The organism is Niallia sp. (genome assembly GCF_031978665.1).
GTDB lineage: Bacteria > Bacillota > Bacilli > Bacillales > Cytobacillaceae > Niallia.
The window spans coordinates 1-15,947 of the sequence record NZ_DALZDK010000044.1 but is presented as its reverse complement, the minus strand read 5'-3'; the positions used below and the strand labels follow the sequence as shown (position 1 = coordinate 15,947).

At 35.4% G+C, this 15,947-nt stretch carries 15 protein-coding genes; 2 read left to right on the top strand and 13 right to left on the bottom strand.

What is annotated here, in order from left to right:
- Positions 1-54: 54 nt before the first annotated feature.
- The 4 genes from thrB to yutH form a co-directional block, all read right to left on the bottom strand.
- Entirely contained in the window at positions 55-969 is a 915-nt protein-coding gene (gene thrB, locus RTL21_RS20145) for a homoserine kinase (RefSeq protein WP_312098503.1), read from the bottom strand.
- On the bottom strand, positions 966-2,027 hold the full coding sequence (gene thrC / locus RTL21_RS20140) for a threonine synthase (RefSeq protein WP_312098501.1): 1,062 nt from the start codon (positions 2,025-2,027) through the stop codon (positions 966-968). The genes thrB and thrC overlap by 4 nt, the downstream gene beginning before the upstream one ends.
- Positions 2,027-3,322, bottom strand: coding sequence for a homoserine dehydrogenase (locus RTL21_RS20135; RefSeq protein WP_312098499.1), 1,296 nt, complete (start codon positions 3,320-3,322; stop codon positions 2,027-2,029). Before RTL21_RS20135 ends, thrC begins: the two co-directional genes overlap by 1 nt.
- Positions 3,323-3,781: 459 nt before the next feature.
- Positions 3,782-4,783 carry a spore coat putative kinase YutH gene (yutH, locus tag RTL21_RS20130; RefSeq protein ID WP_312098497.1) on the bottom strand — a complete coding sequence of 334 codons (1,002 nt, stop codon included), beginning with the start codon at positions 4,781-4,783 and terminating at the stop codon, positions 3,782-3,784.
- Between the two features lie 190 nt (positions 4,784-4,973).
- Here yutH and RTL21_RS20125 point away from each other — a divergent pair, with 190 nt between their 5' ends.
- Positions 4,974-5,465 carry a phosphatidylglycerophosphatase A family protein gene (locus tag RTL21_RS20125; protein WP_312098495.1) on the top strand — a complete coding sequence of 164 codons (492 nt, stop codon included), beginning with the start codon at positions 4,974-4,976 and terminating at the stop codon, positions 5,463-5,465.
- 92 nt (positions 5,466-5,557) lie between these two features.
- Here RTL21_RS20125 and RTL21_RS20120 read toward each other — a convergent pair whose 3' ends face one another.
- The 5 genes from RTL21_RS20120 to lipA form a co-directional block, all read right to left on the bottom strand.
- Positions 5,558-6,334 (bottom strand): TIGR01457 family HAD-type hydrolase, encoded by a 777-nt coding sequence (locus tag RTL21_RS20120; RefSeq protein WP_312098493.1) that lies wholly within the window; start codon positions 6,332-6,334, stop codon positions 5,558-5,560.
- A gap of 38 nt (positions 6,335-6,372) precedes the next feature.
- Positions 6,373-6,810 carry a DUF86 domain-containing protein gene (locus RTL21_RS20115; protein WP_312098491.1) on the bottom strand — a complete coding sequence of 146 codons (438 nt, stop codon included), beginning with the start codon at positions 6,808-6,810 and terminating at the stop codon, positions 6,373-6,375.
- Between the two features lie 24 nt (positions 6,811-6,834).
- Positions 6,835-8,133 carry an EAL domain-containing protein gene (locus RTL21_RS20110; protein ID WP_312098490.1) on the bottom strand — a complete coding sequence of 433 codons (1,299 nt, stop codon included), beginning with the start codon at positions 8,131-8,133 and terminating at the stop codon, positions 6,835-6,837.
- A 333-nt stretch (positions 8,134-8,466) separates the two neighbouring features.
- Positions 8,467-8,739 carry a YutD family protein gene (locus tag RTL21_RS20105; protein ID WP_312098556.1) on the bottom strand — a complete coding sequence of 91 codons (273 nt, stop codon included), beginning with the start codon at positions 8,737-8,739 and terminating at the stop codon, positions 8,467-8,469.
- 297 nt (positions 8,740-9,036) lie between these two features.
- The gene (gene lipA, locus RTL21_RS20100; protein ID WP_312098489.1) at positions 9,037-9,960 is read right to left on the bottom strand and encodes a lipoyl synthase; all 924 of its coding nucleotides are present in this window, start codon (positions 9,958-9,960) and stop codon (positions 9,037-9,039) included.
- 240 nt (positions 9,961-10,200) lie between these two features.
- On the opposite strand from lipA, the gene RTL21_RS20095 reads away from it, so the two are divergent.
- Entirely contained in the window at positions 10,201-11,193 is a 993-nt protein-coding gene (locus tag RTL21_RS20095) for a M23 family metallopeptidase (protein ID WP_396954479.1), read from the top strand.
- Between the two features lie 60 nt (positions 11,194-11,253).
- Here the strand turns inward: RTL21_RS20095 and RTL21_RS20090 are convergent, their stop codons facing one another.
- From RTL21_RS20090 to RTL21_RS20075, 4 genes are all read right to left on the bottom strand, one after another.
- Positions 11,254-12,348: an HD-GYP domain-containing protein gene (locus RTL21_RS20090; protein ID WP_312098488.1), complete on the bottom strand. Its 1,095-nt coding sequence runs from the start codon at positions 12,346-12,348 to the stop codon at positions 11,254-11,256.
- Between the two features lie 170 nt (positions 12,349-12,518).
- Positions 12,519-12,821, bottom strand: a complete 303-nt coding sequence (locus RTL21_RS20085; protein ID WP_312098487.1) for a YunC family protein — start codon at positions 12,819-12,821, stop codon at positions 12,519-12,521.
- Positions 12,822-12,930: 109 nt separating this feature from the next.
- Positions 12,931-14,289 (bottom strand): bifunctional metallophosphatase/5'-nucleotidase, encoded by a 1,359-nt coding sequence (locus RTL21_RS20080; RefSeq protein WP_312098485.1) that lies wholly within the window; start codon positions 14,287-14,289, stop codon positions 12,931-12,933.
- A 76-nt stretch (positions 14,290-14,365) separates the two neighbouring features.
- A complete protein-coding gene (locus RTL21_RS20075; RefSeq protein WP_312098483.1) occupies positions 14,366-15,211 on the bottom strand; it encodes a DUF72 domain-containing protein in 846 nt (281 codons plus the stop codon).
- Positions 15,212-15,947 lie beyond the last annotated feature (736 nt).

The window sequence follows — 15,947 nt, the reverse complement described above, 5'->3', positions numbered from 1 at the left end:
ATGAACTTTCCTGTTATTCAATCATTACTTTATAGACAAAAAGCTCTCTTCGTTCTATTTTGTAATAATTGCTCCTGAACAAATACTACCATTCTTGTCTATTTCCAATGGCAGAAGGCTCATTTTAGGTAATTTTTGCTTTAATCCCTCTATTAACAAATTCATTTTTCCAGGTTTTACAAAGCATAATACAGTTGGACCTGCCCCACTTAAAGCAACACCATATGCTCCAAATTCAAAAGCGCAATCCTCCATTAATTGTAAATGTGGAACAAGCGCTTTTCTATATGGCTGATGATACTTGTCCTTTTTCATCATCTTTCCTGCAAGCTCTAAATTATTTGTTAATAGTGCGGCTACTAATAAATTGGAAACAGCACCTGCTGATACAGCATTTTTAAAAGATAAAGTGCTTGGCAATACTTCCCTTGAAGATTTAGTTAATAGCTCCTCTTCGGGAATAACAGCTAACACTTCCAAATCAACAGAATGAATAACTTCTGCATCCACTTCTTCTCCTAATTGACAGCCAACGACTAAGCCGCCAAAAATACTCGCACCAACATTATCAGGATGCCCCTCCATTTTGGATGCAATTTTAAACTTCTGTTGTTTAGTCAAGCCTAAGTTTCCGACTTGGTCCGCTAGTTCAATACCCGCTACAATGGCAGAAGCACTTGATCCTAGTCCTCTTGCTAAAGGGATATTGCTATCCACTTTAATCTGACAAGGGGGTAGAATTGTTTGAAATGTTTCAGCAACTTCGATAGCTGTTTTAACGATGAAATTTTGCTCATCTTGAGGAAATTCCTGTAGTTCTTCTGTTAAAGGAATAACCTCCCATCTATCACTTCGAGCCACTTCAAGTGTTAAATACAAATTTAACGCTAATCCAATACTGTCAAAGCCAGGCCCTAGATTTGCAGTGCTTGCTGGCACTTTGATTAACAGCATTTCACCTTCGTTCATATATGAACGACTCCTTTGATATGGTTAGCAACAGCTTTCTCATCATTAGGCAGAACTACTGGTTTTATTGGACTTACATCAATAGCTGTACTTGGATCCTTAAGACCATTTCCTGTAAGAATAGCTACTATTTTGCTTCCTTTTGGAATTTTCCCGCTTTGGATATGCTTATACACACCTGCAATGGACGCACAAGAACCTGGTTCAGCAAATACACCTTCTGTGGCAGCAATTGTACGATATGCAGCTACAATCTCTTCATCTGTTACTTCATCAATAATTCCATTTGATTCTTGCTGTGCTTGAACGGCTAACTTCCAGCTAGCTGGATTACCGATGCGAATCGCTGTAGCAATTGTTTCTGGATTTTCAAATACCCGATCATGAACGATTGCCGCTGCTCCCGCTGCTTCAAAACCATGAATTTTCGGAAGTCCTGTTTGCTTCACTTGATGATATTCTTTAAATCCTTTCCAATAAGCACTAATATTTCCTGCATTTCCAACTGGGATTGCCAGTATATCTGGTGCTCCACCCAATTGATCACATACTTCAAAAGCTGCTGTTTTTTGGCCTTCTAAACGGTAAGGATTCACAGAGTTTACAAGTGCAACAGGTTCTGTTTCACTAATTTTTCGCACCATTTGTAAGGCTTGATCAAAATTCCCCTCAATAGCGATAATCTCTGCGCCATACATTACAGCTTGCGCGAGTTTTCCCATCGCAATTTTGCCTTCAGGAATAACTACTATACAACGCATTCCCGCACGAGTAGCATATGCTGCTGCTGCTGCTGATGTATTACCAGTAGACGCACAGATAACAGTTGAGTTTCCTTCTTCCTTTGCTTTCGCAACAGCCATTACCATCCCTCTATCTTTAAAAGAGCCGGTTGGATTCGTTCCCTCTGTTTTAACGTATAATTCTACGCCCCATTCCTCTGATAACTTATCTAGCTTTATTAATGGCGTATTTCCTTCGTTTAGTGTCAGCATTGGTGTAGCATCATTTACTGGTAAATATTCTTTATATTCTTCTAAAAGGCCCTTCCATCTCATTACTTTGTACCTCCTTCAACTCGATATGAACTTTTAACTGTTCGAACAGATGCTAAATCTCTTAATTCTAATAAAATATTTTCATAGTTTAACAAAGATGCATGATGTGTCACCAAGACGATTTCCGCTAATCCTTTTTCCTTCACAGGTAATTGGAGAATTTTCTCAAAGCTAACGCCGTGTTGCGAGAAAATAGAGGTAATTTCTGCGAATACACCAACCTCATCCTGTACCTGTAGACGCAAGAAATATTTAGAAAACATTTCATTTGGTTCTTTTAGCTTCTTTTTAAATTGCGGGGCAATTGCACCTTTTCCGTTAACACCCAATCTCATATTCTTTAAGACATTAACTAAATCAGAAACAACTGCTGTTGCAGTAGGTAAGCTCCCAGCACCTGGACCATAAAACATCGTTTCCCCAACAGCTTCTCCATATACGTATACAGCATTATATTCATTATGAACGGATGCTAATGGATGACTATCGACAATAAAAGTCGGCCGCACACTAACCTCGACTTTTTCTTCCTGTCTTTGAGCAATACCAATGAGCTTCATTGTATACCCTAACTGCTTTCCATACTGGATATCTTCATCTGTTACGTTTGAAATTCCTTCTACCTTTACATCTTCTAAGCCAATATTCATGGAAAAACCAAGCGTCGCTAAAATAGTCATTTTTCTAGCAGCATCCAGTCCTTCTACATCTGAGGTTGGATCACTTTCCGCAAAACCCAATTCCTGAGCTTCTAGCAGAACATCCTTATACGCTCGTTGCTGTTGACTCATCTTCGTTAAAATAAAATTAGTTGTACCATTGACAATTCCCATCATTTTAATGATTCGGTCAGAAGCTAATCCGTCAACCAAACCTCTTAATATAGGAATCCCGCCCGCAACACTTGCCTCATAAAATAAATCACAATTATTTCGGGAAGCTGCTTGCAAAAGCTCTGCCCCGTGTACTGCCATTAAATCCTTATTTGCCGTCACTACTTGCTTTTTATTTTTTAATGCTTTGAGTAAGATGTTCTTTGTCTCTTCAATTCCACCCATTACTTCAATTACCACATCTATTTCAGGATCATCTAGAATATCGTTGGCATCAAGCGTTAAGTGAATATCATTTACCTCAACATCTCTCTCTTTCTCTATATTTTTGACGAGAATTTTATTTACTTTCACCGGACAGCCAACCTGATGCATAATTTTATCCTGATGATTTTCAATAATTTTCACAACGCCCGATCCAACAGTTCCTAATCCAAGTAGCCCAATTGAAATTGTCTCCATCTGTTTTCCTCCCGCTGATGTTCTTTTAACGAGAACAACTGTCTTTGTATAGTAGACATTATAGTGTTTGATTCCTTTTTTTACAAGGGGTGTTTAAACATTCTTTTGTAAATTTCTTTTTTATTAAGAATATTTGAACGAATCCCCCTAAAAAAAGAAAATTTGCTCGTTTACTTATTGAATCCATTATAAAGGAAGATAATACAATTCTTAAAGGAAAATTATAAATTTTATTTATATTTAGATTTTTGTTATCGGATTTACTTTAAGATTGTAGCACCATTTAAATTTAATTTGTACGTCTACGGAAGACGAGAACGATTATTTGACTAAAATAGTTGTCTCTGCTACTTTTCTTTCCTTTCTTAGATTCGACGGGCACTTATATCATTTAAACAACAAAAAAGTACCTCATTAATTAAATAAAGCTTCAAAAAGGTCCTTTTTTATTTATTCTGTTTAAAGCCATGTTACTATAGGTATGTTTAATGTTTTAACTGGAACCTCCGTATTTTGGTAAAATTCCTTAAGAAAAATTTCTAAGTCTTTTGATTGATTGAGCATTTTCTTTAATCGTTCTTCCAGAAATAATCGATCTGCTTCATGTGATGCAGAATAATAATTTTCAACACATTCGACATAATGAATGGGAAATAAAAGTCTTGCATATATTAATCTCCATGCAAAAGAGCTTAATGGCATAACACTTTGATATTCCTCATAGAATGTTTTTACTTCTCTATGATATGTTTTAATATTTCTAAAATAACGGTCTCTTGTCCATTCAGCAAGGTCTCTTCCACAATGATCAAATACCCAATCAAATGGATTTTTAATATAATATTCCCCAGCCCATGTATCTTTGGTAAAACGATGATAACAAATCGTACCACTGTCAACAGCACTTGGATCGTCATCTAGCTCTGTGTCGACAAGATACTGGATTGCATTCTCAGCAATTCCCATATAATATGGAAAAGATTCTATAAACAGCTTATCAAATTCGCTTTCTGGCTGTTTATATAACATATTGTTCCAGAATCCTTCCAATTGGTCCATTCTTTGTTCCCACATGCTCTTCCATTGTCCCATCCTGCTTATTTTTTGCACTCCAAATTGAACCGTCCTGCCTCTGAAATGAAACTTTCCTAGCTTTCTTCCTAATTGACGAGGTTGAAAAGGCCGTAACCGATCATTCATCAGTACACAATAAAGCTTTTCCTCTATCTCCGTATGTTTAGCGCCTTCCTTTGACTCTAATAGCATGCTAACATGACGATCTCCAGTCTGATATATATGGGTCGCTATTTGGTCTCTTTCAGTAAGCTCTCCCTCCTCTATATTTCCAACGGGAACGAGTGTATATAGTCTTCCTCTACTAATACACGCTTCATAATGGCCAATTCTAGTTTCTTCTTCTACATCAATCCCATATTTTGTAGACAAAATATTACGAATCATTCTTCCTCCTCCTATCCTCTCTTTTACGAGTATATGATGATGAATGTTAAAACTTGTTAAGTGGAAAAAATTAATGAATATCCAGTTTCAAGTAAACAATAAGGAGCAGAGGAACATTTTTCGATTACCGTGCATATAATAATAAACACTGTGACTACATAGTGAATAAATAAAAGAAAAGGTGAAGTTCATGTCATTAAAGGATCTAACAGAAAAAACAGCCAGAAAGTGGTTACATGAACGTGGAGTTAACATAGAGGACATTGCGAAGCTTGTATATATTTTACAAGAGAAATATCATAAAAATTTGCAAATGGAAGATTGTATTCATAATGTGGAGCGAGTATTGTCAAAGCGTGAGGTTCAAAACGCTATCATTACAGGAATACAATTAGATATACTGGCAGAAAAGAAGCTGTTAGAATCTCCCCTTCAAGAAATTGTGGAAACGGATGAAGGACTTTATGGTGTAGATGAAGTGCTTGCATTTTCTATTGTAAATGTCTACGGTTCCATTGGATTTACGAATTACGGATATGTAGATAAATTAAAACCGGGAATTTTACAAAAGCTAAATGATAAGAGTACTGGCGAATGCCATACTTTTTTAGATGACATTGTTGGTGCCATTGCAGCCGCTGCTTCAAGCAGACTAGCTCACCGTGCTAGAGGGGAAGAATAAATCACAATGCTAAAAAGAATAAAATAAAGGACGTTTCGAGACAAAGTAAACAATCCGTATACTTGTAGTGAAGCGTCCTCTTTTTGTTATTCTTATTTTTTTACAATCCAGTCACTTAAGCTATCCACGGTAAAGGTTGGCTGTGTGGAATAGTCTCCTAATTGCTCCTTCGTTGTAACTCCGGTATAAACTAAGAGGGTATCTATATTTGCATTTATACCTGCCATAATATCTGTTTGATAATTATCTCCTACCATCAAAACATCCTCTTTAGGCAAATTCAATAATTTGATTGCTTGGTCCACGATAATCGATTCTGGTTTTCCAATAACGACTGGCTGTTGTTGTGTACTTACTGAGATAACAGAAGTAATAGCTCCGTTACCAGGAAGTAATCCCCGTTCGCTAGGCAAAGCCGTATCACCATTTGTTATCACAAATTTCGCCCCATTGCGCACAGCAAGGCAAGCTACTGTCAGTTTTTCATAGGTAATCTTTTGATCAAGTCCAGCAACCACATAATCGACATTTTCTGTATCATTTACTAGCTTTAAACTCTTTTCTAGCAAAGCTTGTTCAAGCCCTTCTTCGCCAATCATAAATACATTGGCCTCTGGTGTTTTTTCAGCAATATAATTCGCTGAAGCCATAGCGGAAGTAAACACTTCACTTGCTTTAGCCGGTATATCGAATTCCCGTAGCTTCTGGGCTACTTGTTCTGGTGATTTGGTTGAATTGTTGGTGACATATAAATAAGGGATTTGTAAAGCGATTAATTGCTTTACAAATCCAGCAGCCTCTGCAATAACTTCTGTTCCTCGATACATGGTGCCATCTAAATCGATTAAATATCCTTTATAAGCTTTCATTTATAAAAAAATCCTTTCTAATGTTAAAACTTCAAACATTATTTTTTAAACGCAGATACTGGTCCGAGCTCATGAATTAAGTATTCTTTTACCGACGGAATAAATGATTTTATCGAATTCATTTTTTCTGCAAATACAGCAGCCAATCTCTTATGATCAATATTTGTATAATGATGAACAAGCTGTTTTCTCCATAGAATTAGCTCTTTAATATCTTGTGCCATTTCCATAGTGATTACTTTTTCATCAGTTAGAATATCTACAATATCCTCATAGCTTCCAGGATCTCTCATAATGAAACCGTCAATCATGCTATTTCCCACATCTAAAATAACCTCAATCATCATATGTGTTATTCTTTCGAGTGCCACTTTTTCCATAAATGTGTTCCATATATCCTGATTTTCAAACTGACTAATGAGCTCTTGATAATAAGATAATTGTTCATCTATTTTTTCACGGTCTACAAAATACATAATTTCGACTTCTCCTTCCGTTCCTTATGAGATTTGTAAATGATTACTTAAGCTAGTTGGTCTGGCATAGAAATATCCTTGAGCTAAATCAACTTTATTCTTCGATAAAACAGAAGCTTCCTCTGCACTTTCGATTCCTTCTGCAACGACAATAGATCCTACTTCTTTTGCGATAAGAAGCAGACCTTTTAACATCGATTCTTTCACGGAATTTTTATCAATATTCTGAATGACAGACCGGTCAATTTTAATGATATCTGGCATAATTTCACTTATAGAATTTAGGCTAGCATAGCCTGCTCCTGTGTCATCCACTGCGATTAAAAATCCAAGCATTCTTAACACCTTAATGTTATTAGTAAAGTGCTCTAAGCCCTCAAATGAATCTCTTTCTGTAATTTCAATCGTTATTTTTTTAGGCGAAATTCCATGGAAACGACGAATTACACTTTTAATATCTTTAACAAATCTAGGATTACCTATTGTAACAGGTGTAAAGTTAATAAAGATATTGTGCCTCCATTTGGTTTGCTGGATTTGTTCAAAAGCTTTTTCAAGAACAATCATTTCAAGTTCATACAAAAACTTCGTTTGCCTTGCTAAGGAAAATAGCTGAAGCGGATTTTCTAGTGCAGTTCCTTCAGGTCCTCGCGTCAGCATTTCACAGGCATGAATTTTATTTGTTTCTACATCCATAATTGGTTGTGCCAATAAGCGGATACTCTTATTAGCAACAATATTGCTCAGTGCATGGACTAATTTATTGAATTCTGTATCAGACCTTTTATGAGCCATTGCAAGCGCTAATTCATAAGCCGTCTGAATTGCATCATTAAGGTAGGTATATTTTTTCTCGATAAACATGTAGCCTGTATTAAATACAGGCGGGACACTATCACTTTCACAAAAAGCTCTTTCGACATTATGTATAATTTTTTTTAGTAATCCATCCAGAAGCGCTAAACACTCTGTTCCTTGCTGCCATTTTATATACATCGTTAAACCATTGGGATTGTAATCATGAATTGCAAGAATGTCATTTGAAGCATCCAATGATTGGAGCGTTGCACGAAATGATTTTTTTAGAAATCGAATATAATCTAAAAAGCCGCGCGCTTCTAACTGTTGCTTGATTCTATGTAAGTTCGTTATATCTATTACAACAACTGCCACTTCATATCCATGATTCATTGCTTTTTCTACTTGATGAATGATCGGGTCTCGTAAAACAAAGGATGGAGGAAAATACTTTATCGATTTTGCCGGAAGCAATAATTTCCCCCAATTAAATAATCTTGAATATATATTTTCTTGATATTTCATAGCTCCATTCCTCTCAAAAAGCCAACTTTTTCTGTCACAAATAAGCATTTATCTCTCTATAGATGGACTTTTCCCTTCTTCTATTAAATTAAGAAGCAATGGGAAATTTTAAAATGTAGATTAGAAAAAACTTTAATGGCCTTGCTTATTTGTAAGGAAACGGCTTTTAGAAATCTACTTATGCATTTTTCAAGTAGATTTCGCCTAGTTACGATACATTTTAAGCTAATCATCTAAAGAAACAGTTTCTATTGCCGCTAAACGGACCATTTCTCATTTTCTTTCAGAATGGAAGCTCCCTCTTTTACAAAAAATTGAAGGATTGCCTACTTACTATTTCGATTTTTTCACGACAAAATATGCACAGCCAAAATTACAATATTCATACAAGTACTCCGTTAACGTACTTATTTTTGTATCAAAGCTTGATTTTTGATTATGGTCATCAAAAAAGCCACGTAGTCTTAATTGTCCATAACCCCAATCTCCAACAATATAATCGTATTTCGTTAATATATCACTATATCTATTTTTAAATGCTTCTTCATTGAAACCTGATTTTCTTTCTTCAATCAGTTCATAACAATGGTTATTAATACAAACCAATCGTATCACCTCAAAACCTGTATGAATTTCCTTAAAATTGTCCAATTATTACATTCTTCCATTATCATTATAACCTTAGGAAGGATTTTTACATAGCACTAACAATAAAATCTCCTGCAAAATACAGAATTTTTTATTTTTTACGGTTACATAACTTGGAAAATCGGAATAGCAATTTATAGGCTTCTCGTTCATGGGGAGAATCTATGCAAAAATCCTTTTGGTATGGATGTTGTTCATTCCACAAAGTAATAAATATAAACAAAATCCCCCCTGGTTAAGGGAGGACTAAAATGATTAAGCTTCCTTAGCATGTTCTGCCATTTGCTGATTTTTTTTCGCTTCATTTACTTGCTCATCTGCATGATAAGAAGAACGGACTAATGGTCCAGCTTCACAATGGCTAAAGCCTTTACTCAAAGCAATTTCTTTCAATTCTTTAAACTCATCTGGATGATAATATTTTTGAACTTTTAAATGCTTTGCAGTTGGCTGTAAGTATTGGCCAATTGTCATAATATCCACGTTATTTTCTCTGAGATCATCCATCGTTGCGATAATTTCTTCTTTTGTTTCTCCTAATCCAATCATAAGACTAGACTTAGTCGGTATTGTAGGCTGCATTTCTTTTGCTCTACGCAAAAATTCAAGCGAACGTTGATATTTTGCGCGTGCACGTACTCTAGGGGTCAATCTTTCTACTGTTTCAATATTATGATTCAAAATATCAGGTTTAGCATCCATTAAAATACGTAGATTTTCTTCTACGCCTCCCATATCAGATGGTAGTACTTCTATGCCAGTGAATGGGTTTTTTCTACGAATTGCACGAACAGTCTCAGCAAACACAGCTGCTCCGCCGTCCTTTAAATCATCTCTTGCAACAGCAGTAATAACCACATGTTTTAAATTCATCGCATAGACAGAATCAGCAACTCTTTCTGGCTCTTGCCAATCTAACTCTGTCGGTAAGCCTGTTTTTACTGCGCAAAAGCGACAGGCTCTTGTGCAAATATCTCCTAATATCATAAATGTTGCCGTTCTTCTTACAGCCCAACATTCATGAATATTGGGACATTTTGCTTCCTCACATACTGTATGTAGCTGTTTTTCCTTCATCATTTTTTTCAAACCTGTATAATTTTCATTCGTATTCAATTTAATTTTCAACCATTCAGGTTTGCGTAAATATTCTTGTTTTTTTTCTGACACCACATTCATCTCCTAGTAAAATAATTTTCATCATTTTTACCTAAAAACAGTATTGTATAACAGAATTAAATAAGAAATTTTTGTATGTTATACACAAAAAAAGGATTGCCGCGCTTTCATTTGTCACTTTAACACAATGGAAATACCTCTACAAGTTATTGCTTTAAAAGATTACCATTAATTGATAATTATTTTTTTCATGATAACTCACAAAATAAAACGACAGAATATGAAGGGAGGGACTATCTTTTGCGCAGGTTAATGTTTTTAATCATTATACTTATGCTTTTACTACCGACCACTGTCACATATGCTACTCAAAATACGAATGATCTTTACAGAAAAAGGATGGAACTATATAACAAAATCGAAGCATTGTATCAAATTCCTTGGTATTATATAGCGGCTGTTGATCAATATGAGAGAAATATTCGCTCCGCAAGAAAAGATATCCCACAAGCGAAAGGACTTACAGGGATTTACTTTACAAAAGAAAACTGGGCCGGCATTATCAATCCAGATTCTGAAGATACCAACCCTTATACCATTCCCTTATTTGGTGGACTTGGAGTAGATGGAAATGGAGATGGAAAAGCAGATCGATTTAATGATGAAGATATCCTCTCCGCATTCTCAAATTATATTAGCCAATATGGAATGGATGAAGATAATTTTAAGATCGGTCTATGGAATTATTATAAGAGGGATAAAACCGTAAGCATCATCATGGGAAAAGCCGCCATATATAAGCACTTTGGCAGACTAAATCTCGATGATCACGCCTTCCCTCTTCCTCTAAGAAGTAATCATAGCTATCGCAGTACTTGGGGTGATGCACGTGGTTGGGGAGGAAAACGGATCCATGAAGGAACCGACATTTTTGCAGACTATGGAGTCCCTGTAAAAGCGACTTCCTATGGGATTGTGGAAATGAAAGGATGGAATAATTACGGTGGATGGCGAATTGGAATTAGAGATATAAATAATAACTATCATTATTTTGCCCATTTAAGCGGATTTTCTAAAGAAATAAAGGCAGGTATGATAGTAGAGCCTGGTATGCTTATTGGTGGAGTCGGAAGTTCGGGATATGGGCCACCAGGTACTTCTGGCAAATTCCCACCTCACCTACACTATGGAATTTATAAAGATAATGGGTATACAGAATGGTCTTATGATCCATATGCTCATTTAAGATTATGGGAAAGACAAGAACAGATAAGAGCACGAAGTAAAAAATAATATACCATACTCTCTTCCTTGGCGATAAGATGAAGTTAATCCTTCTTATCGCCTAATTTCTTATAAAGGAGTATGAATCGTATCACATTCGGTTATGAGGATAGAGAGATCTTCTTTTAAATCCAAATCGTAAGGAGGGATTTCCTTTCCTTCTCGTTCAACTATTCTAATAATTGGTCTTTCGTTCATTCCCTTATTTTGTCTACAGACAATTCCTTTTTCTCCATTGCTTAGCTTTACGCTTAAACCATTGGGATAAAGGACAATAGCTCTTCTAAAAGCTTCGACAATTTTTGCATCATATAGGCGACTAGAACCAGTATATAAAATTTCTAGCGCCTCATGTGGCAAGAGGGCATCATGATAGACACGATTAGATGTTATCGCATCAAAAACATCTGCTACGGCGATAATTTTTCCAAATAAATGTATTTCTTCTTCTTTCAAACCTCTAGGATAACCGGATCCATTCAAACGCTCATGATGTTGGTAAGCACAATGGCTAACTAACAACGGCAGTGTCTGAACATTTCTTAGAATTTCAAAGCCTACTTCTGCATGGTTCTTTACTATCTCATATTCTTCTTCCGTCAACTTTCCTGGCTTCATTAAAATGTCTAAAGGTATATTCATTTTGCCAATATCATGTAAAATAGCTCCTAGCCCTATAATTTCCATCTGCCTAGGCGGAAGTTTTAATTCTAGTCCTAACGCTAATGTATAAATGGTTACATTCAAGCTGTGCGAAAAAATATAATTATCATATAGATAGACATCCGACATAATAGTATAAAGATCTTCATGATTCTTTAATTCTGTTAGTACTTTTCCAACTAGTTTCTTAAAAACTGGAGTGTTCTTTTCCATCACCATCGAAATATTCGAAGGGTCTGTTTGTTTTAAGGTATGGAAGCTTTTCTCAATGGTTTGCATCGCTTCCATTTTCACCTGCTCTGAAATAGCAGCATCTACTTTGATATCCTTAGTATGCTTATCCTCTAAATATACGTAGCTGACACCAAAATCAAGCAACCTTTTAATAATCCTTTGTTCTAAACGGACCCCACTATTAACTAACACTTTTCCACGATCGTTTAATATGGGCTTAGCTAAGATTGCACCTTCTTTTATATTTTTCGTCCCAACTAATTTCATGCTTTATTGGCTCCTAATAATTTATCTATAAATATTATATCGTACTTTCAGCTCTATTTCTTTAGACCTATAGAAAAGAAAATGAAAAATTTCCCTTATAATAAAGAAGGACTAACGAAAAAAAGGAAATATCCTTTTCATTCGTTAATCCTTCTGGACTTCATTTTAAATTAAACCATTTTCAACAATGCTTCTTTTCCAATCATGCCTTTATGAATTCCATATGCTTCTGCTTCGATTGTAACAGATTCTAAAGGTGCCTCCAATAATTGCTCAATCGTTCTAACGCCAACAGCTCTGCCAGCAATTATTTTTCGGTCTTTCAGCTTATCATTTAACAATCCAATATCTAGTGCTCCACACATGATATAACCCTTATCATTTTTAACAGCAAGCAAGGTAGTTTTAGGCAATAGTACTGAGACTGCAATAAAAGTATGTCCATTGATTTCAACAGGATACACATCAATCATAATACTTCGTGCTCACTCCTCTCTTTACCTTCATGGTAATTATATTCAGAAGAGGAGCAATCTGTGTTATATTTTTGGTTATCCCTATTTCAAATAAGGAAAATCGATTTTAAGCTTTTATCCGATTTTGTAGAGTGTCCGCAAGAATATTACGCATAAATTCAGGCAGAAAATAGTCTTTCTTTGTTGCTCGATAAATAGATGGAAAAAAATTACCGAACGTAAGCATATCAGGTACTGTTACGACATAGTTCTGATTTGGTTGTATTTCTTCTGATTGGATATAATATATATCTATGTCTCCACTTTTCTCTTGTGTTATTCCTGCTGAAATCATTTTCCCCATTAAAGTCCCTCGGAAACCAAGGCCTTTAACCTGCAGTGTCTCCCATTTCGCCACTTTCATATCAAGCAAGATTTCCTTTAATTCAGCTCCTGTTAATGTTACATTACAAGGATTAATTGGATGTGGGCAAATCGATAATAAGTCAAAGAAAGTGACATCCCCTTCTTCCAAGCCATTTAGTATTAATCCTTCATTAAGGATCGCACAATCAGAATGACACCAAGAAACTAATTTTTCACAGAGTATTTTCGCAAGAACTTCTTGTGAAAGGTACTCACCAATAGTAACTGCTTTTTCTGATAAAGCCTGCTTGCCCTGCAAGTAATAATTTTCGATAATTGCTTCTTCTTCATTCGCAATCGGTAATTTACTTGTTTCATATAATATCGCTTTTTTATCGATTACTTTCTTTAAATCATCAACCTTTAATTCAATATGGCCTACATAATAGCCATACTTTCCAGCCGCACCTTGAAGATTATTATTAATTATTTTTCCTTGATGAAAAATATGATGCGTATGTGCACCTAAAATAACATCTATTTCTGGATAGTTCGTGGCAATCATCTCATCATCATTTATTCCTAAATGAGACAACAATATAATAATATCAACCTGTCCTCGAAGCTCTTCTATTTGCTTAGATAATTCTTGTATCGGTTCTGTCAATTTCCATCCCAAAAGCTCATATAACTGTGCAAAATAGGCGGTAATACCGATTACACCAATTTTTGTTCCTTTTGCCGTTTTATATATTTGATGAGGAATAGCCCAATCCGGACGTTCTCCATTATTCTTATAAAGGTTCGCCACAATCACATCGAATAAAGCATCATCATATAAATGATCTAATGCTTCATATGGTAGTGTAATCCCTTCATTATTCCCTATTGTCACTGCATCATAGCGTTCTTTATTTAATAGCTTCGTATTAATTCTGCCTTTCGTCGCTTCAGTATAAGGATGAGACAAATCCAAATGGTCACCTATATCGAATAAATAAACAGCTTCACCAGCCTCGTTATGCCATTTTTTCCTTTCACGCAGCAATTCATAAATTCTTGGCCAATTTTCAAAATGGCTATGTAAATCATTGGTATGATATATGTGGATGACTTCCATCTTCTCGCCTTCCTTGTGTTTGTATTTTCTCTATTTATAGGCAATTATGTATCCTTATTACTTTTTCTCCAATATTTTAAAATAAATCTAATTGTCTTGGAGCAAGATCCGTGTATTCTATCTTTAATAAATTAATAAGTTCTTTGCCATTGTCTGCGGCGTCTCCCCCAGAATTATTATTGAATAGCACATAAACATTTTTACATTGCTTTTCAAGCTGGAGGATATTTTCAACCCACTCTTTTAATTCTGCCGTATTATAGCGGTATAAATAGCGAACTTCTCGCCAATTTGGATTGTTATTTTGTTGCCATCCATAATAATTTCTACCATGAAGACGAATGAGCACTTTTTCTTCATCAACAGCATCAAGCACAGTAGGAACAGACCCTGGCATTACTTGGGGTTCATCACAAATGCTATGAATCCAATTCTCTTCTCGCATAAACTGCAGCGTGCTTTCACGATACTTCGGGTCAAACCATGATTGATGTCTGAATTCAAGGGCACATGGAATATCACCCATCTTTTTTCTACATACTCTTAAATAGTGAACATTCGCCTTTGTGCAATCAAACCAAGGTGGAAATTGAAACAATACCATTGCCAGCTTCCCTGCTTTTATATATGGAACTAAGGAATCAATGAATGAAAAAAACATTTCTTCATGGGAGGAATACGGAATTTCTCCTCGATTATGGCCTGTCATTCCTTGATACGCCTTCACGATAAATTGAAACGAGTCTGGTGTTTTTCTTACCCAATTCTCGGCATTCCGCACTGGTTGCACGGCATAAAAAGAAGCATCCACTTCCACTGTAGGAAAATAACCGGCATACTCCACTAATTTATTTTGTGATGAAGTATTTTTTCCATAAAGACTAATATGGTCTCCCCAGCCAGTTAAACCAATATGAATCAATTAACTCACCTCTAAAAAGAGTTTTTCTATATGTTATCCCAATGAATAAGATTATAGCTAAATTTTTAGAAAAGGGCTTTTTTCAAATATAGTGTTTTGCTTAAATAAGTAAGCTAGTTAGTTTTACCGAGACACTATCTACTTTTCAGGATAAAAATCAACAACCTTTTCGAAAATATCCCTTCTGAAAAAAACAAAATTTCTTTACTAATTATTATTCCTCTTCCATAAATATCATATCATAGTCACCTTAAATAACTAAAGTACCATTCAAAAAGACACGAGATAGGATAAGACGGTTTGTGTTCAGACCATATGGAAATGCAATATGAGAGAGGTTGTTCGAATCGTAGAAATTTAAATTACTAATTGCTAGCTACTACATTTATCTGCTAATTAACATTGAATCAATGAAGGGGGCAATTAATGTGAACGAGGGACATATGAAGTATAATCATCACCCGATACAGCCAGTTTTATAGTATGGGTGTGTTCTGTCTTCGTAACGTGAAATTGGCATTTCTAGAAGAAACCACGTTTTAAGCGTGAGATAAGCTAGAAATGCCATTTTGGTAAAATATATGAATTATGCTAACAATAAGCCTGAATGACGTTTAAAAACATAAAAATTAACCTTCGTAAGTATAAAACTATTTATTGTTAGTTGCAAATGATTTTAATACCTCCCTCTATAAATGTTGATTTATCAACGGTTTGACCCGTTGGTGGGGTGTCA